The organism is Borrelia persica No12, from assembly GCF_000500045.1.
GTDB lineage: Bacteria > Spirochaetota > Spirochaetia > Borreliales > Borreliaceae > Borrelia > Borrelia persica.
Genome location: NZ_AYOT01000223.1, coordinates 75,771 through 93,482 on the forward strand (window position 1 = coordinate 75,771; position 17,712 = coordinate 93,482).

At 26.0% G+C, this 17,712-nt stretch carries 15 protein-coding genes; 8 read left to right on the plus strand and 7 right to left on the minus strand.

What is annotated here, in order from left to right; genetic code table 11:
* Nucleotides 1–26 precede the first annotated feature (26 nt).
* From U881_RS0108000 to U881_RS0108010, 3 genes are read right to left on the minus strand one after another with little or no spacing between them, the layout of a single operon-like run.
* Nucleotides 27–2,024, minus strand: a complete 1,998-nt coding sequence (locus U881_RS0108000) for an EAL domain-containing protein (protein WP_024653907.1) — start codon at nt 2,022–2,024, stop codon at nt 27–29.
* Nucleotides 2,025–2,061: 37 nt separating this feature from the next.
* Complete coding sequence (gene lgt, locus U881_RS0108005) at nt 2,062–3,036, minus strand: prolipoprotein diacylglyceryl transferase (RefSeq protein WP_024653908.1); 975 nt, start codon at nt 3,034–3,036, stop codon at nt 2,062–2,064.
* A gap of 9 nt (nt 3,037–3,045) precedes the next feature.
* Nucleotides 3,046–4,179, minus strand: coding sequence for a P-loop NTPase (locus U881_RS0108010; RefSeq protein WP_024653909.1), 1,134 nt, complete (start codon nt 4,177–4,179; stop codon nt 3,046–3,048).
* A 495-nt stretch (nt 4,180–4,674) separates the two neighbouring features.
* Here U881_RS0108010 and U881_RS0108015 point away from each other — a divergent pair, with 495 nt between their 5' ends.
* Genes U881_RS0108015 through U881_RS0108040 form a run of 6 tightly spaced genes read left to right on the plus strand, consistent with a single transcriptional unit; the run spans nt 4,675 to nt 10,794 of the window.
* The gene (locus tag U881_RS0108015) at nt 4,675–6,141 is read left to right on the plus strand and encodes a S41 family peptidase (protein ID WP_024653910.1); all 1,467 of its coding nucleotides are present in this window, start codon (nt 4,675–4,677) and stop codon (nt 6,139–6,141) included.
* Between the two features lie 3 nt (nt 6,142–6,144).
* Nucleotides 6,145–6,873 (plus strand): 16S rRNA (uracil(1498)-N(3))-methyltransferase, encoded by a 729-nt coding sequence (locus U881_RS0108020; protein ID WP_024653911.1) that lies wholly within the window; start codon nt 6,145–6,147, stop codon nt 6,871–6,873.
* Nucleotides 6,866–7,459 (plus strand): hypothetical protein, encoded by a 594-nt coding sequence (locus U881_RS0108025; RefSeq protein ID WP_024653912.1) that lies wholly within the window; start codon nt 6,866–6,868, stop codon nt 7,457–7,459. Before U881_RS0108020 ends, U881_RS0108025 begins: the two co-directional genes overlap by 8 nt.
* A gap of 42 nt (nt 7,460–7,501) precedes the next feature.
* Nucleotides 7,502–7,987 carry a CarD family transcriptional regulator gene (locus U881_RS0108030; RefSeq protein WP_024653913.1) on the plus strand — a complete coding sequence of 162 codons (486 nt, stop codon included), beginning with the start codon at nt 7,502–7,504 and terminating at the stop codon, nt 7,985–7,987.
* 26 nt (nt 7,988–8,013) lie between these two features.
* Nucleotides 8,014–8,955: a hypothetical protein gene (locus U881_RS0108035; protein ID WP_024653914.1), complete on the plus strand. Its 942-nt coding sequence runs from the start codon at nt 8,014–8,016 to the stop codon at nt 8,953–8,955.
* Between the two features lie 15 nt (nt 8,956–8,970).
* Nucleotides 8,971–10,794 (plus strand): hypothetical protein, encoded by a 1,824-nt coding sequence (locus tag U881_RS0108040; protein WP_235048164.1) that lies wholly within the window; start codon nt 8,971–8,973, stop codon nt 10,792–10,794.
* Here U881_RS0108040 and U881_RS0108045 read toward each other — a convergent pair.
* Complete coding sequence (locus U881_RS0108045; RefSeq protein ID WP_024653916.1) at nt 10,767–11,903, minus strand: hypothetical protein; 1,137 nt, start codon at nt 11,901–11,903, stop codon at nt 10,767–10,769. The genes U881_RS0108040 and U881_RS0108045 overlap by 28 nt on opposite strands.
* 100 nt (nt 11,904–12,003) lie before the next feature.
* Between U881_RS0108045 and U881_RS0108050 the strand changes: the two genes are divergently transcribed.
* Entirely contained in the window at nt 12,004–13,590 is a 1,587-nt protein-coding gene (locus tag U881_RS0108050; protein WP_038364128.1) for a hypothetical protein, read from the plus strand.
* 10 nt (nt 13,591–13,600) lie between these two features.
* Nucleotides 13,601–13,879, plus strand: coding sequence for a 50S ribosomal protein L28 (rpmB, locus tag U881_RS0108055; protein ID WP_024653918.1), 279 nt, complete (start codon nt 13,601–13,603; stop codon nt 13,877–13,879).
* Nucleotides 13,880–13,898: 19 nt separating this feature from the next.
* Here rpmB and amrB read toward each other — a convergent pair whose 3' ends face one another.
* The 3 genes from amrB to U881_RS0108070 form a co-directional block, all read right to left on the minus strand.
* Complete coding sequence (amrB, locus tag U881_RS0108060) at nt 13,899–14,639, minus strand: AmmeMemoRadiSam system protein B (RefSeq protein ID WP_024653919.1); 741 nt, start codon at nt 14,637–14,639, stop codon at nt 13,899–13,901.
* Nucleotides 14,640–14,656: 17 nt separating this feature from the next.
* Complete coding sequence (pyk, locus tag U881_RS0108065) at nt 14,657–16,090, minus strand: pyruvate kinase (RefSeq protein WP_024653920.1); 1,434 nt, start codon at nt 16,088–16,090, stop codon at nt 14,657–14,659.
* A 114-nt stretch (nt 16,091–16,204) separates the two neighbouring features.
* Nucleotides 16,205–17,614, minus strand: coding sequence for an NFACT RNA binding domain-containing protein (locus U881_RS0108070; RefSeq protein ID WP_024653921.1), 1,410 nt, complete (start codon nt 17,612–17,614; stop codon nt 16,205–16,207).
* Nucleotides 17,615–17,712 lie beyond the last annotated feature (98 nt).

Consider the following 17,712-nt stretch of genomic DNA (forward strand, 5'->3'; position numbering starts at 1 on the left):
GTTGTGCATAAAAATTTCGTGTATTTTTATATTGGTTCTGGTTTATGCCATAAGAATCCTTGACCATAATCTATTCCAATTTCACTTATTTTTTTAAAAATTTCTTCATTAGATACAAATTCAGCTATAATTTTTATTTGTTTTGTATCGGCAATTTCTTTTATTGATTTTATTATTACAAGATCTATTTGACTAGAATTTATTACTTGAATAAAAGAACCGTCTATTTTGATTATGTCTATTGGTAATATTTTGATGTATGAGAGGGATGTATATCCGCTCCCAAAATCATCAAGTGCAAGTTTGATACCAAAAGTTTTAAGTTCATTAAAATATGTTTTGATTAATTCAAAATCTTCTACAATGCCGGTTTCTGTTATCTCTAAGCATATATTTTCAAGTGGAACATGACTTTGGAGAAGTGTTTCTTTTAAAAATGTTCTAAAGTTTTTGGATTTGAGTGAATATGGGGAAATATTAATTGAAAAGACATGAACACCGTTTTTTGCTACAAAGTTTGTATATTCTCTTAATGCTTTGGTGACTACTAATTTATCTACTTCGACAGTTAAATTATATTTGTCTATTAAATTAAAGACATGATTGTTGGGGATAGGAGTTCCGGTGTAATCAAAGAGTCTTGTTAATATTTCAATTTTAGGTTTTAAATCTTTTTTAAGAGGGGTAATTTTTTGGTAGTACAAACTGAAAAAATCATTCTTTATTGCCTTGATTATGTATTCAAATATTTTATTTTGATTTTTAATAAGTATTGTTTCTGGCAATTCATCTTTATATAAAATAGGCATAGAATCTCTGTATTCATCAGATATTTTTGTTGCTATTTTTAATTTTGAAATTTTTGTTTCTATATTTTCTTTTAAGTTTACTTCTATTATGCCTATATTAAATTTACGTATTATGAAACCTTCTTTTTTAAGTTTGCTATAGATAGTTTTTTTCATTTCTTCTGCAATTGAAATTACTCTTTTTTCTCCTCCACTTGTAGATATAATAACTATTAAATTATTGTCTTTTAATTTAAATATGTATTCTGAATAGAATGACATTATTCTAGAAGTAATTTTTTTAAGTATTTTTGAGTCTAAGTTATTCCTATTCCCTTTATATTCGTATTCTGTATTTATATGTAGATCTAAGTCAAATAGATATGTCTTTTTGTGAGAGGAGTCAATTTGGTTTGTCAATAACTTTTTAAGTCCTTTAATATTATATAGGTCAGTTTGTTGATCGATTATTTCAAGATCTTGAATATTGTGTTTGGATTTTAAATCAGACATATCTTTTATTGTAATTAATTTATCAATGTTATTTTGAGCAATTGTACTTATAAATAAGTCTACGATTAATTTTTTGTTATTTTTGACTTTTAAGAGACAATCGGTTATCAATATATTTTTAAATTCAGGGATATCATTTATCTTATAACTTAAATCTATTTTAATTTCTGTTTCTAAATCTATGATATTTATATCACTTATTTTGTTTGTTTTTCCCATAATTTTGATTGGGAGTTCAAGTTCTTTGCTACCTTTTTCATTGATATAGATGATTTCATTCTCGATATTTGTAATGATTACGATTTCTTGAATAAGTTCAGATAAATTTAAGAAAAAATCAAGATTGGCATTTTTATTATCATAGTAAAATTTTTTTTGTTGTATTAGTGTGTTTTTGTCACTAAGTTCTTGTATGCTTTTTAATATTTCTATGTAATTTGGTCTATAAGTTGATTCGTCTATGTATTCGTTATTTATGATAATTGAATAGATATTATTGATGCTTTTTAAGTCATTTGCCATATTGATTGAGAAATCTATTGGTCTTTTATGATTATAAATGACTGCAAATTGAATATTGTTTTGCTTGATATAGCTGCTAGAGACATTTTTTCTGGATTTGATTATTTGTGATATTGTAAAAATAGATTTTATCTTTACAATATCATTATCACTTACAGTTTCTTCAGATATTACAATTGCATTTGGGTTTTTATTCCTCATCTTATTTAAACAAATTTATATTACTTTTTAGATAAATCTATGTTTTTTGTTTATTTATTTGGTTTTTCTGCGCTTGTTTTTTATGCCATATAAGCCAAATTATTCCTGATAATATCAAAATTAATGAAAATATTTGTCCCATTGATATATTTAGAAATGAAAAATCAGATATGCTTTCAAGTTTTCTGTAAGTTATAACAAATCCTATTTCTTTATCAGGTTCTCTTAAGTATTCAATCAAAAATCTAAATGTTCCATAAAGGATTATGTATACACCAAAGATAAATCCGTCATATTTTTTTATTTTTCTAAAGATAAACCATAATAGTAAAAAGATTACAGGTCCTTCAAATAGTCCTTCAATAAGTTGTGATGGAATTCTTGGTAGATTGATAAATAGATCGTGAGGTGATATTTCAAGTCCAACTGCTTCTGCAAATTCTTTGACACCATTTTGGCTTATTTTAAAAGGCTCTGCATTTGGGAATATGATACCACCTTTAATCGGTCTTCCATAAAGCTCTGCATTTGCAAAGTTGGCAAATCTTCCAAGTATGTATCCTGAAGAGAAAGCTATTGAGCCATAATCTGTTATTTTTTTAAAATATTTTTTCACATTTGTGTGTTTGAGTTTTGTATTTATCATTATTAATGGTGCAATGATAACTCCAAAAAATCCTCCGTGTATTGCCATTCCTCTAAATCCTGTAAAATTCCAGTTTTGGTCGAATGGTAGGAAAATCATCCATGGGTGTGTGTAATAAATGCCACTTTTGTCATAAATTAAAGTGGATGTTAGTCTTCCTCCAATTATTGCACCCAGTACAATTGCAAACATTAATTTTTCATAATCATTTTTATCTATATCAAGTTTGTCAGTTTTGATTTGGTACCAAATAAATTTGTAAGAAATGATTATAATGATAATATAAGATAGGCTATACCATGTAATTGGAATTCCTTTAATTATTTCAGGGTGTAACCAACTAGGATAATTTATATAATTTGGCATTTTTTTTCCTTAATCTTTGTTTAATTTGGCAAATAATTTCTTTTTAAACATCATATTTTGTTTTCTAAGTGTTGTAATTTCTTTTTGTTGTGATTTAATTATATCAATTATTGAATTGTTGTCTATTGTTTTATTCATCAATAATGATTCAAGATATGCATATTTTTCTAAATATTCATCTTGTGCTTCTTTCATTACAAAATGGTAGCTTTCATTTAAATCTTCTTCGCTTAAAAGTTCTACATCATTCATTACGGCTTCAAGTCCAATTAATTTTTTTGCTATTTTTTTCATGCTTTTAGAAGTTAGACTTCTTGGTTGATAAATGGTAATTGGTATTTTATGATTTAATGCTTGGTCGACAAGTTCATCTTTATAAATTGAGCCTATGCTTTGTAAATTTATATTTAGATAATCTTTTGCTGATTTTAGTATTCTTTCAGTTTTGATAATATCATCGGGTTTGTTTAACATGTTAAATATTATGAATGGACTGAATCGTGCAAGTGTTTGCATAAGTTTTTCATAATTTTCAGGATCGCATTCCTCTATTTTCAGTAGTAAGTTGGGTATGTATATTTTTTGTAAGTCGATAGAATCTTTTCTTATGTCTGATATTGTTTTGTATGCTTTTGTTTCTTTTTTAAATATTTTTGATATAATCCTAAAAATTGTGTTTTTTAAGAACAGATAGGCATTCATTGTTGCTGTTATTGTTGGAATTGTTACTATTATTCCTCGATTTGACATTAAGAAGAAATCTATTGTATTAAATGTTGTTCCTGCACCAAGGTCAATTATTAGATAATCGTAGTTTAAATTTTTCAAATTATTTATTATTTTTTGTTTTTGAAAGATGGCTATATTTGCAAGTTCTGGTATGTCTGAATCTCCTGCAATAAAACTTAAATTTTTTATTCCCGATTCAATAATAATATCTTTAAAGAGAGTTTTTGTTTTAAGAAATGTTCCAATACTTTTTTTTGGTATTATATTGAGCATGGCGTGTAAGTTTGAACCACCAAGATCAAGATCTACGAGTAATACTTTTTTTTCTTCGTGTGCAAGACAAATTGCGATATTTATTGAAAAAAAAGATTTGCCAACTCCTCCTTTTCCGCTAGCTATAGGAATTATAATCAATCTTTACTCCGTTATTTTATCCTTTAATTTAAGTAACATCAAAATTACTAAGTTAAATATGACGTAAGTGATTATTATTGTTGCTAAGAAAATAAGTAACCATGCTTGACTTATGTAAAATAAATTGAGGATTAACATCAATGTAATAAGCAAAATGTTCATTATTATTTGCAGGCTTTTTGTTATGTTAATTAAATTGTTTAGGATTTTAAACTGATCGTAGAGTACATAGTGTATTGTTAACATTGCTACACATAATTCTGGTGAAAATATAATAGATGCTATTAAAAATTTTATAGAAGAATTGTTTATAAATACTGTACTCTTAACAAGTTCATATAATGCTGTTAAGATTAACATGCTTGCAATTGTTTGCAGTGCAATAATGAGAGCCATAATTATTCTTTTTATTTTCAAGCTATTTATCTTTAACATAATCTTAAAATATTATATTATGAAGATAAAATCAAGTTTTATTTGTGTAGGAATTTGTCAATGAAGAAGAGATTTTTGGTATTTTTATACTTTGTATTAGCTTTAATTATTAGTTCTTCAGCTATTGGAGAGTCTATCTTTGCGCAATCTAATTTTTCTAAGAGTAAGTTGTCTGCGTCAAATTATGGGCAGATGATGATGGAAGCTTTTAACTTTATTAGTAAAAATTATGTTGAACCTGTCGATGAAGAGGCTGTTTTTGAAGGGGCTTTGCAGGGTATGTTTAAGGCATTAGATGATCCTTATTCTCAATATTTGACAAAAAAAGATTTAGTAGAGATTTCAAAGACTACTGAGGGGAATTATGTAGGAATTGGAGTTGTTATTTCAAAAAAGGAACTTTCTGCAAAATCTGGCAATACTGCTTCTAATGTTCCTTATATAATGATTGTTAATGTTTTTGAAGAGGGACCTGCTTATAAGGCTGGTGTTCGTCCTGGTGATTATATTATAGCTATTGATGGTAAGAGTACTGATTCAATGACAATGGAGCAAGTTAGTGATCTCTTAAAGGGCAAAGTGGGTACAAAAGTTAAAATTTCTGTTTTGAGAAATAAAAGTTTAGAACTTGAATATGAACTTGTTAGGGAAAAAATAGATATAGAGACAATTAAATATGATGTTATTAATGGTGATGTTGGGTATATTAGGATAATAAGTTTTAATCCCAGCACCAATATTTATTTTAAAAAAGCTTTTGAAAAACTTAAATTGCAAAATATCAAATCTTTAATTTTGGACTTAAGACTTAATCCTGGAGGTTATTTTAATGATGCAATAGAAATTGCAAATGATATTTTGACTGAAGGACTTATTGTTTCAACAAAGTCAAGAGATTTTAAGACACCTTTAGAATATGTAACTAGAGAGTATAGGGCTAATTCTTCACATGTAGTACCTTTAGATATGCCAATTGTTGCTTTGATTGATAGATATTCAGCATCAGCTTCAGAAGTTTTAGTTGGGGCTTTAAAAGATCATCAGAGGGCTTATGTTATAGGGGAAAAATCTTATGGTAAAGGGGTAATCCAGCGTATATTGCCTTTCCATACGGGAGGATTTAAGATTACACATTCAAAGTATTATACTCCTTCTGGTCAGAGCATTCATAGTGTTGGCATTAAACCTGATTTAGAGATTAAAGAAAAAGAATTATCTGAAGCTGAATTGGGAATATATGCTAAAATGATTAATGATAAAGCTGTAGAAAAGTTTTTAAATAGTAGTAAACGAAAAAGATCAATTTCTGAGAAAGAGATAGATATTTTTGTGGATAAATTTCTTAAAACTTCTTATGTAACGTCTGGTAATGATAGTGATAATATAGATAAAAAAGTTTTAGGGCGTTATTTATATTTGCAGGTTTATCAAGATATATACAATTATCAGCCACTTTATAATTTGCATTATGATGAGGTTTTAAAAACTGCTTATGAATATCTTGTAAAAAAAGGAACCTTAAATTAATTTGTGAAACAAATAGTCTTAGATTATAGTTGTCTATTTGATGATGATATCATTATTGATGATGTTGGGATCTATCACTATCTTGTTAATGTAAGGAGATTAAGAGTAGGTGATAGCTTAAATGTTCTCTTGGGGAGGAGAGAGGTCAGATTTGTTGAGGTTGTTAGTATAAAGAATAACCAAATTAGGCTCTCTACTTTAAGGGTAGAGGAGCTTCAGATGTGTCGTTTTGAAATAAGTATGTTCATATCAAATCTTAAGGGTAGAAAATTAGATTTAAGTTTAAGACAAATTGTTGAGATTGGTGTTAGCCAGATAAATATTGTTAATGCTGATAATTCTATTGCTAGGTTGGATATAGATAATTTGGAATTTAAAAGTTCAAGATTTTTGAAGATAATTGATGAAGCTTTAAAGCAAAGTGGAAATACTCAAATACCCAATGTTAACTTTTATAATGATTTTTTTAGTATTCCTTATTCTTCATCTGTTAATTATTACGTTGCTCACAGTAAGGGTGATTTGTTGCGTTGTGGCGATAATATCAGTGCTTTTGGCAAAATTGGAATTTTAATAGGTCCTGAGGGTTGTTTTTCAAATGCAGAGATTGATTTTTTTAAAAAAATGAATTTTAGATTTGTAAGATTTAATACTTCTATTTTAAGAGCAGATACGGCTATTGTTTATTCACTTGCTCATTTTAAATTATTATTAGAGGGTAGTAATGGCTAATTTAAAAGATATATATTCAAAACCAGATAGAATTTATTTTTTTGGAATGCCAATAGATGTTTTTAAAAATAATGATAAATTGATTAGCCGATTTGAATATCTTATATCTCATCCATATCATTCAATGGTGATTTTTATTGATTGTAAATCCTTATTAAAATTTTTGGTTTTTAAAAAGTATAGAAATCTTGTTAAAAATGCTTCTCTAGTTTTTTCAAATTCAAAATCGCTTAGATCATTTTGTAAATTTTTTAAAAGAACTGATATTGGTTGTTATGATTCAAATTCGATTTTACTTGTTTTAATGAGTGTATTGGAAAATACGTATAAAACATGTTATATTATTGATAAAGATAAAATAATTTCTAAAAAAAATTTTTTAAGATTAAAAGAGTCACATAAAGAAATTAATTTTATTGGTTATTATGACTTGAAAGCTGTTAAGAGAAACAAGGAAATGTTTTTTGCCAATATTAATAAACTTACTCCTAGTATGATAATAAGTTTTTGTAGTAGTAATTATCTTGAAACTTTGTTTTATATAAATAAATTTGGCATTAGAACAAATTTAAGTGTTTTTTTGTGATTGCTTTTATTTTAAGTACTATAAGTTATATGAGGTAAGGAAATGGCATTTGTATTAGATCAAGCTGTAGTTTATCCAATGCAGGGAGTGGGAAAAATCAAGAATATTCAAAATAAGGAATTTAATGGTGAGTTTATTGATTATTATGAAATATATTTTCCATTTAATGAAATGACTTTTATGGTTCCGGTAGCTAGGGCAGATGATCTTGGAATTAGGGCTTTGGTTAGCAAGGAAAAGGTGGAAGAAGTTTTTGGTGTTATTAAAGATTTTGAGGGTCAAATAGATCAAAAAAAGATAAAAGATGGTAGTCATGATTTTTATAAGCAGAGTGATATATTGAGTACTGCTAAGTTGTATAAATTCTTGTATACAAAATCTATGCAAAAAGAGTTGCCTTTTTATGAGAAGAGGATTTTAAATGATTTTGAATTAATTTTACAACATGAAATTAGTTTGGCCTTGCAAATTAGTTTTGAAGAAGCTAAAGAGAAGATTAGAGAAGTTATTTCTATGGGACAGTCTTAGATTGTTTATAACTTGTAGGAATCTATATGTTAAATGTTTTAAGGTTTATTTTTTTAATTTCTTGCAGATTTATTTTTATGTTTTTTTTCTTTTCGTTTATTTTTGTTTGTACATATTATTTGAAATATACTTTTTTGCATGTAGATTTTTCTTTTTTAAGTTTTGAACTTTATTATGATGCTTATCTTTATGCGTTTCCTTTATCTTTAGTTGCTACTTTTATAAGGATTGCTTATCCTTTTAATATAAGTACACTTAAAGTTTCTAGGACTTTATATGTTGTTGTCTTTATTTTTATATTGTTTTTATCTTATTTTGGATTTTTAGCTTCTGTTAATTTTAATACTATCTTTTTTGATTTGCATAGAAAGGGTGATAAGAACATTAAAGATGGGATTGTGCATTTTTTTGATGATCAAATAGTCTTTTATAGTAAGGATATTAAATCGTTTGGTTTTAAAGGTGTTTTAAAAGTCAAAGATAATGAGTTTGATGATGAGGATTTTAAATCTTTTTCATATCATTCAGGGTTTTCTGAATCTGATACCATGAATTTTAATGAAAATGCGTTTTTTACTCAAAAGCTTTATAGTGATTTGGTTAGTTATGTTTTTAATGATTTAGATATTTTAAATAATTTTTTACTTTCTTTAGAATTTCTCAGTTTGATGTTTAATATATTTGGATTTGTTTTGCTTTTATTTTCATTTTCTTATGTTTTTAATCTTATATTTTTAGATAGTTTATCTTTGTTTCTTTATCCCATTTTTATTATACTGTTTTTTAAGGTTTATAATATTTATGCGATTGAATTTCCTGAGAGTTTGGATTTGATTATAGGTGAGAATGTAATATCTGATTATCTTCCTTTTATTTTTTGTTCACTTACATTCTTTTCTACTTATTTGATTAGTTTTATTTTTGATTATATTAAAGTTAACGAAGGATTAGATAGTAGGTTACATTAAATTAGTTTGTTAGATATGAAAAATTTGTTAGATGTGAAAAGAGAATTGTATACATTTTTAAGTAATTTTATTGTTTTTTTGTTCTTATTTGTTGGTTTAGTTTTTGGTTATACATATTTTTTTGGAGTTGCCTATTTAGACAAACATGTATTGATAGCTACTTTTTTTGATACTGTTTTGAGTATATATCATTATTTTCATGGTTTTTTTATTTTTTTTGTTTTGATCTATTTTATTTTTTTGGCTAGACCTGAGACACGGTATTATTTAAGAGAGTATAAGGGGTATTTATTTAAAAAATTTTATCCTTTTATGTTCTTGTTTTTCGTAATAGGTATTGTTTTCGTATTAGTTTTCAACTCTATTCTTTATTATATTCTTGCTCAGAGGAGTGAATATAAGTATAACTATGAAAGATATCATCTTCTTGTAAATCAGGTAAATACAATAAATAATGAGGTTAAAAACATAGATATGAATTTGTCTTCAAATAATACATTAGATGTTGGTGAATTGGTAGAGATTTTAAAACATAAAAAAAAGTATCTCGAAGAATTACTTAGAATGTATGAAAAAATGAGACTTATTTCTGATAATGATGAACTTGCAATTAATTATTACTTGGTTAGATCTGAATATGATAGAATGCCTGTTTATGATGTTGATTTAGAAAAAGTTAGAAAAACGCTTAAAATGTATTTGATTAAAAATTTAACCAAAAAAGATTTTCAAGATATTGTTAATGGGTTTATTGATAAGGGTGATTATCCTACTGCTAATTATTTTGCTTATATGGGATTGGTTGCAACTAAAGATGATGAATTTTCTGCGCTTTTAAATTTAACTTTTAAAGCTATTAATGAGTATAAAAATAATGAACTTAAGAGAGAAGCTTCGATTTTTGGAGAGAAACAAAAAAATTTTTTATATCTGAATACGGAAAAATTTAAATCTGCATACTATGGTTTTTCAAGACTTCATAATTTATTTCCAAACGATAATGAAATTTTAAACTATAAGAATAAGTCTTTGGAGAAACTTAAACTTCAGTATTTCTTTTTTGATGAGATTGAAAAATATTATGAACATTATGGCATCAATGATATATTTTTATTGCAGGTCAATGCTGGTGATAACACATATGATTATATTTATATGCAAAAGGTTGTAAATACCATTTTTTCTGATGTAAAGATGATCAAAAATTTTGAGTTAATGAGGTTTAATAGATTAGGTAATGTTGTATTGCATATAAAAGTACCGTTTGCCACTATTAAGGGCAATACAGTTTATCGAAATGTCTTGGATAAGAAAAATGAGAATAGTGATATTACTGCTACTAGGGTTTTTGTGTTGCTTCAAGAGTTTGATTTAAATGATACAAAAATCATTGATCTAAGTAGTGATGTTGATAATTTACATTTATTTGCCAATTCTGTTAAAGGTAATATTTTTTTACCTATTCAAGTCTTAATAAGTGCGTTTAATCAAGTTAAAATGCTTAATTTAAGATTGATATCCATTTTTTCTTCAAGTCTTTTTTTAATGATGAGTCCTATTTTATTGGTTTTTTTTGGTGTTTTATTCATTGCTGTGGCTTCTAGAGTAAATTTTGAATTTGATCTAAAATTTATGGTATTTCTTGTATCTATAATAATAGCTATTTTTTCAGGTATTATGTCTATGTTAATAAATTATTTATTATTAATTTTAATAGCACTCTTCATTCAGATATTTGTTAATATATACGTGTCTTTCATTTTGATTTTTTCTTTTTTATTTATTATTGTGTTATATGTAATGCGAGTTAATTATAAGGAAGATAAATCGTTTGTATGAGAATTTGCATTATTTATGTTAGATAATAATAGTTGATTGAGCATTTTATTTTCTTTTTCTATTTGCTCTTGATTAAGTATGTATGAATCTTGATTTATATAATTTTCATCTATAATAAATAGAGGTATTTCTTTAATTACATGTTTTAATTTTAAGTTTAATCCTTTATATGGTGTAAATCCATTGGCAAATCCAAAATGTTCATTAAATTTTGCTTTATCTTTAAGTGTAATTAATGATTGTTGTATTTCTTGATTTAATATCCATCGAATAAATTTTGATATGGGTTGTGATATTTCTTTAACTCCCATAAAGCTGATATTACATATTGACGATTTTTTTTCTTTATTTATTAAATATGAAAAATTGAGTTTATTTTTAATATCTTGATTTAATTTATTGTAATATGCTAAGTTAGTTAAACCTGCAATTAAAATAGTTTTTTGTTGTAGCAGTATTTTTTCTAAATTTAAATATTTATATTTTTCTGTAAAGCTTTTGTGCAATGTAAGTTCATTTGCATTTATGAAAGATTTAAAGTGATTGATTATATCTAACATTTTTTGCTTATCGTATTCTGGTTTGTTGTTTTCAAAACGAATATTGATGTCGTTGATTTCAGATATTGTGTAAAGTAAGTTTTCAGAAATATAGGGAGAGATAAAAATTTTTTTCTTTTTGTTGAAATTTGTGTATATTTCTTTGATTGATTCTATATCAAGGTATTTTTGTATGTTATATTCATTTTTGTATATTAAGATTGGAATATCAAAACTTAGAGGCACAATTTTATATGCAAACTTTTCTGATATATTATTTAATATTGGATAGTCGGAATAATAATATTTTTGAATACTTTTAAAGTTTTTAGTTGTATTTATATTATCTATATTTTTTGCAATGATGATTTGGGCATTTTTTTCATTAATAGTTTGTGCATTAATATTTTCTTTGTATCTGATAATAAAGTTTGTTTTATTTTGAACATTAAATTGATTTATATATAGAGGAATAATTTTATTGTCAGTTAATATGGTGATGGTACTTTCTTTTGAACAACTAAAAATTAAAGTTAAAACTGTGATTAAAAATATTTTCTTTATATTCATAAAAAATAGTTTGTTATATTGACTTTCATTTTACACTAAATTATGTATAATTTTTATAGTTATTTTATAATTTTAGGTATATTTGATAACTTTGAATTTTATGTTAAAAAGGAGAGTTGTTAATTTGGGTTTGGTTGATTTTTTAGTTTCTATCTTTAGTCGAGAGCTTCTTCCTGAACAAATAAAACAAAGAAGGCTTAAAGAGGTAAAAACTAATCTAAGTAAGGTGAGTAACTTTTTTAATGCTTCTAAAATTCAGGCTTTACCTCAGTTTGCTAAATTTATTTATAATCTTTACAAAACTTTTGTGCCTTTTAAATTATTTGTACAAAGATATCGAACTTCAAATGAAGTGATTCACTTTGTGGTTGAAAAGTATTTAAATGATACTCAAAAGCAATCTTTAGAACATATTTATTCTTTTTCTGCTAATAATGTGGTTAATTTTACATCCGATATAAGTAAAAATTTGGATACTAATTTAAATTATCTATTGAAAAATATAACTCAAGAACAGGTCAGATTGATAGATGAAACTTGTGGGGCTTTGGAGATCTTTTTTGATTTAGTCTCGTATCAGTATTATTTGGTTCTTAAACATTTTGATGCTTTATTGCCTGAAGATGATTTTATATATAAACCTAGATTTGGTGCTGTTAGTTGTGGAGTAATTTTGGATGATATTAAAGATTTTTTGGAATGTATATATTCTATTAGAGATATTGCTATCTGGAGAAATCTTTATGATATTCTTTTAAAAATATATGGAGATGCAGACAACTTTCCTATGAGCCCAAATGTTTGGCTTAAAATGATAACATCTATAGTTGAAATAAATAGAAATAAAGAGATTTTATATCTTATAAAATATGTTAGTGGTGATCCTGATTATTTGCCCATGTCTGGTGTTCAAAAATCAAGAGCAAAAGCCAAGTCGTTTTTTAATGATCTCTCTAAACATGTTTCAAATGAGATATTAAAAATTAAAGTTTTGCAAAAAAATAACAAAGCTCATATTTTGGCAGAGAAGTTATTTCGAGGAATTACTTTTGTAACTCTGGATAATTATAATGAACAGGTGAGCTTGAAAATTATGTCTAAAGTTACAAGTACTACTGGATATGTTTATGCTGGTATTTTAGGTTATCTAAAAATGCATGCGATTAACTTTGTAAAAAAAGATTTGAATGATATTGTTAATATCCTTATTATTAAGGGACAGTGGAAAGATATGGAAATTGCTAGGTATGTTTCTAATGACATTCATTCCTTGGTTAGTATTTATTCTAATCTTGTTGATTTGGATAATAATCTCGGAGAACAGGGTATGTATGGAAAGAGAATAAATGCGCTTTTGCATAGGGTTTCTACTGGAAGAGACAAATCGTCAGAAAAATTGTTATTGAATATAATAGTAGACGTTAATAAAAAGGCCTTAGTTTTATTAAATGATTATTATTCAAAAATTCATTCTTTAATAAAACGCTTAAACGATTGTTTGGAAGATTATGTCAAGCCTTCTTCAGAGAAGGAGCTTATTTATAATTGGAAAGAACTTGATCTTGATCTTTTAAAAAGTTATGGCAATAACGTAAACTTTGGTAGTATAATTAAAAACATGGTTGATGGATTAAGTTTATTTTTGAGATTAATGGATTTATATTTAGATAAGGAAAATACAGTTTAGGAGATTTTAAATGGGAAGAGAATGTGAAATAACAGGTAAAAAGACAATGTTTGGAAACAATGTTCCAAGAAAGGGACTTGCAAAAAAAAAGGGTGGGGCAGGACAACATATTGGTGTTAAAACAAAGAGAACTTTTAAGGTGAATTTAATAAATAAGAAATTTTTTATTCCAGAACTTGGCAAAAATGTTAATATTAAAATTTCTGCCAGTGCTCTAAGAAGTATTTCAAAAATAGGTTTGAGTGTTTTTTTGAAAAAAAATAATAAAAAAATAGGCGATTTTATTTAAATCGTTAATTCTGATTAATTTAATTTATCAGTATATTTTCTATTATTCTATATTCATTGTTATTGTTGATGATTTCTTTGTTTATGAATTCAAATTTGTTGAAAAGTTTATGAATTATAATAATTGCTATTATATTTTCAGGAAATATTTTGCGTGATTTGTAATGTTCGAGTAAAATTGATGGACTTGAATAAGGCGTGTTTAATAATTGCTTTAATGTTGTTTCTGATTGAATAGCCTTATTTAGGTTTGTAGAGTGTGAAATAAAATGAGATAAAAAAATAAAAGAATTTTCTTCTTTTGTTTTTAATGGGTTTAAAAATGTACAAAATTCTTTAATAGTTTGGCTTTTAAAATCACCCAAAATGATAGGAATAATTTTGATATTTTGTTTTATATCTTTAATGAAATTTAATACAATTTCAATCTTATGATCACTTTCTATCATTTTGTTTTCTATGTTTGCAAATTTGAAATTTTTTATTGAGTTTATTATGTCTAAATTAACATCAATTGTTTTATTAAAAAATTTCCAAGCTGTGTGATTTGATATATTAAGCTTTGAGTTTTCTTTTGTGTGTGAAAATATAAACACGTTTTTTGTGTTGTAAGTTATTATTTTTTTAAATATAGCAATTTTATTCACGAAAAACTCATAAGTTCCATAACTAGTCAGGAGTGCTTTATGAGTCTTTCTTTTATATAGCTTAAATAATTTTGGTTTTAAAGTATTAGTTGAATAAAAGATGTTATCAACCAAACTATTTCTTATGTTATTTATAAATCATGTCCCTTAATTGCTTCTGCTACTGTATTTATTTCCATAAATTCTGTACCCTTATTGGTGTCTCTATTGGGATTTCCAGAAATAATTGCTATAATGTCTGAATCTTGAACTATGCCTTGTGTTTTGAGCATCTTAAGAGAAGTTGCTACAAATTCATTTGTTACTTTAAAATTATGATCAACAAGATTAGAATAAACACCATAAGATAGTGATAATTCTCTTGCTATTCTTTCATTATTTGTCGTAATAAATAAAGGTACGCTTGCTCTATATGTTGCCATTATTCTGGCAGTTCTTCCTTTAAGTGAATCAACAATAATAGCTTTAATAGGCATTATTTTAGTTGCATCAATTGTACATTTGATAATATAATTTCTTATTATCTTTTTGCTGCAGAAAATTTCATCTTGAAATAGTGTTTTTTCTCTATATTTTTCAACTTCTTTGGCAATTTTGGTCATCATTTTAACAGCTTCAATTGGATATTTGCCATAGGCTGTCTCCCCAGATAACATTATAGCGTCTGTGCCATTGAGAATTGCATTGGCAACGTCCGACACTTCTGCTCTTGTAGGTCTTGGGTTTTCAATCATTGTGTGTAACATTTGTGTTGCTGTAATTACTGGTATTCCATATTTTATGCAAGTTTTGGTTATTTTAATTTGTGCTAAAGGAACGTCTTCGGCAGGTATTTCAACTCCCATGTCGCCTCTTGCAACCATAATTCCGTATGAAGCTTTAGCAATTTCTTCTATATTATCAATTCCTTCTTGATTTTCAACTTTGGCAATGATTTTGACTTCTGGATTTCCTGCTGCATGTAATATGTCTTTAACGTCTTGAATATCTTGTGCATGTCTTACAAAAGAATGAGCAATAAAATCGATATTTTGTTTTGCTGCAAGCTCAATAAAGCCCTTATCCTTTTCAGTAACAGATTGTAATTTAAGTGAAATTCCTGGTGTATTTATTGATTTTTTGTTTTTAATTTGTCCAGAATTTTTCACTTGACAAACTAATTTGTCTTTAAATTTTTCAATGACAATCATTTCAAGTTCACCATCATCAATTAGGATTTTTGCTCCATTTGGAACTTCATTTACAAATCCATCATAATTGGTTTGCAATGTGTAAGGATTATTCATAGGTTCTGTTGAGATCGTTACTTTGTCTCCTATGTTAACAGTAATAGGCTCTTCAATATTAGCCGTTCTCACTTCTGGTCCTTTTGTATCAATCATTAATGCTATTTTATTTGAGACTTGTCTAACATTATCTATTACTTTTATTGCGTCTTCATGTGATTGATGAGCAGTGTTTAATCGTATTACATTTACACCTGCTTCATATAGCTCTTTTATATGATCTGGATCACATCTTAGGTCCGATATTGTTGCTACTATTTTTGTTAATTTTTGTATCATATTTATTTTTCTCCTACAAGTATTTAAATTTTATGCTTTTTAAACCCCAATAACAATATTTTTTGAAGCACTTGTCATTTAATTTTTGAGATTAAATTAAAATATATTATAAACCTAGTTTGTGTTTTTGAGTTTGTTTAATATATTGAGATCTAATTTGATATTTAAGTTTTTTTCTCTGTGAGGTATTACAAGTCCTTTTTTTTCTCCTTTAATTCTTCTTAGATGTTTGACATTAGTATAGTAAAGATCAGCTTTTCCCGATTGTTTTGCAGGTTTTGTATAAAATACACATAAATTGCCAGCGTCTATTAAAACGTCAAGAGGAGGTGTTTTTTCTTTTTTGTTTCTAATAAACACATAAGCACCAGGATAGTCTCTTGTGTGTAGCCAGTAATCATTGCCCTTTGCCCAATTTCTTAAGAGTTCATCATTTTCTTTTGCATCTCGGCCTACAACGATTTCAAATCCGCAAGATATAAAATGAAGACCGGTTGATGGTTTTTTTATGATTTTTTGTTTTGGTGTTTTTTCATTGGTTAGTATTATATGTTTTTTTTCGTCTGTATAAGCCATTTTTGATATTAATGCGTCGTATTGTGTTTGTGCATATTGTAATTGTTCTTGCAGATTCTTAAGAGAATTTTTGTTTTTTTTATATGCTTTAAAATATTTTAGAGCATTGTCTTGAGGGGACAATGTTTTTTCTAATTCTATTTTAATTTGTTTTCCATTGTCATTTTGTAAAATAATTTCACTCATTCCTTTTTGAATATTGTTTATATTTGATAAAATCATTTCACCTTTTTTTCTTTGAGTTTCTATTATTTCAATTGAATTTAGTTGCTTATTTAGAGAGTTTATTTTTCTCTCTAAGTTGGTTTTTTCTTGTTCATATTTTTTATTAAGCAATTCTATATTATGTGTTTTAGTTTCTTTTATTTCTAAATTGTAATAGTAATTTTCAATGAATTGTGAGTAGGGTAATTCATTATTGTATTCGTCCTTAAGTTTGACCTTTGTTTTATCATTGATATCATTATTTTCAATAATTTTTTTGACTTTTATAAATATTTTACCTGTGATTTCTTGTGATTTTGGTCTTCTGTAGTATGCATCAAGAATTTTAAGATTGCTGTCTGTTACAATTATATTGGGGGATGATGGCCATAATTTTATAAAGATGCAATAATGATTTTTATCTTTGTTTACTTTGATTAAAATTATTCTTTCATTTTTTATTTGGTATGCTTCAGATATTTTGCCATTTTGAACTTTTGATTTTAAAAATTCAAAGAATCTTAAAGGAGGTTTAATATTTTCAAATTTTTTGCTTGTTTTATGGATTCTTGTTTTTTGTGGGTCTAGCGATATTAATACACTAAAATTTTTTTCATCTATTGATTTATTATAAAGTTCCATAACTAGGTTTTTATGATTGGGTTGTTTTATCTTTCTTAAGAATGAATTTGTTAATGGCAATTCTTCAAGTAAAATGTTTATTTCGCTATAGTTTAATGACATTTTATCTCCTTTGATCTTTTGCTAAAGTATGTTTATTATTAGTTTGTAAAATGGTATATTATTATAAATAATAGCTTATTATAACAAGTTATACTATT

Excerpts from the sequence above, each read along its gene's own strand:
- U881_RS0108000 (WP_024653907.1), bottom strand. The coding sequence starts at position 2,024 with ATGAGGAATAAAAACCCAAATGCAATTGTAATATCTGAAGAAACTGTA.
- lgt (WP_024653908.1), bottom strand. The coding sequence starts at position 3,036 with ATGCCAAATTATATAAATTATCCTAGTTGGTTACACCCTGAAATAATT.
- U881_RS0108015 (WP_024653910.1), top strand. The coding sequence starts at position 4,675 with ATGAAGAAGAGATTTTTGGTATTTTTATACTTTGTATTAGCTTTAATT.
- U881_RS0108025 (WP_024653912.1), top strand. The coding sequence starts at position 6,866 with ATGGCTAATTTAAAAGATATATATTCAAAACCAGATAGAATTTATTTT.
- U881_RS0108030 (WP_024653913.1), top strand. The coding sequence starts at position 7,502 with ATGGCATTTGTATTAGATCAAGCTGTAGTTTATCCAATGCAGGGAGTG.
- U881_RS0108035 (WP_024653914.1), top strand. The coding sequence starts at position 8,014 with ATGTTAAATGTTTTAAGGTTTATTTTTTTAATTTCTTGCAGATTTATT.
- U881_RS0108040 (WP_235048164.1), top strand. The coding sequence starts at position 8,971 with ATGAAAAATTTGTTAGATGTGAAAAGAGAATTGTATACATTTTTAAGT.
- U881_RS0108045 (WP_024653916.1), bottom strand. The coding sequence starts at position 11,903 with ATGAATATAAAGAAAATATTTTTAATCACAGTTTTAACTTTAATTTTT.
- U881_RS0108050 (WP_038364128.1), top strand. The coding sequence starts at position 12,004 with ATGTTAAAAAGGAGAGTTGTTAATTTGGGTTTGGTTGATTTTTTAGTT.
- rpmB (WP_024653918.1), top strand. The coding sequence starts at position 13,601 with ATGGGAAGAGAATGTGAAATAACAGGTAAAAAGACAATGTTTGGAAAC.
- pyk (WP_024653920.1), bottom strand. The coding sequence starts at position 16,090 with ATGATACAAAAATTAACAAAAATAGTAGCAACAATATCGGACCTAAGA.
- U881_RS0108070 (WP_024653921.1), bottom strand. The coding sequence starts at position 17,614 with ATGTCATTAAACTATAGCGAAATAAACATTTTACTTGAAGAATTGCCA.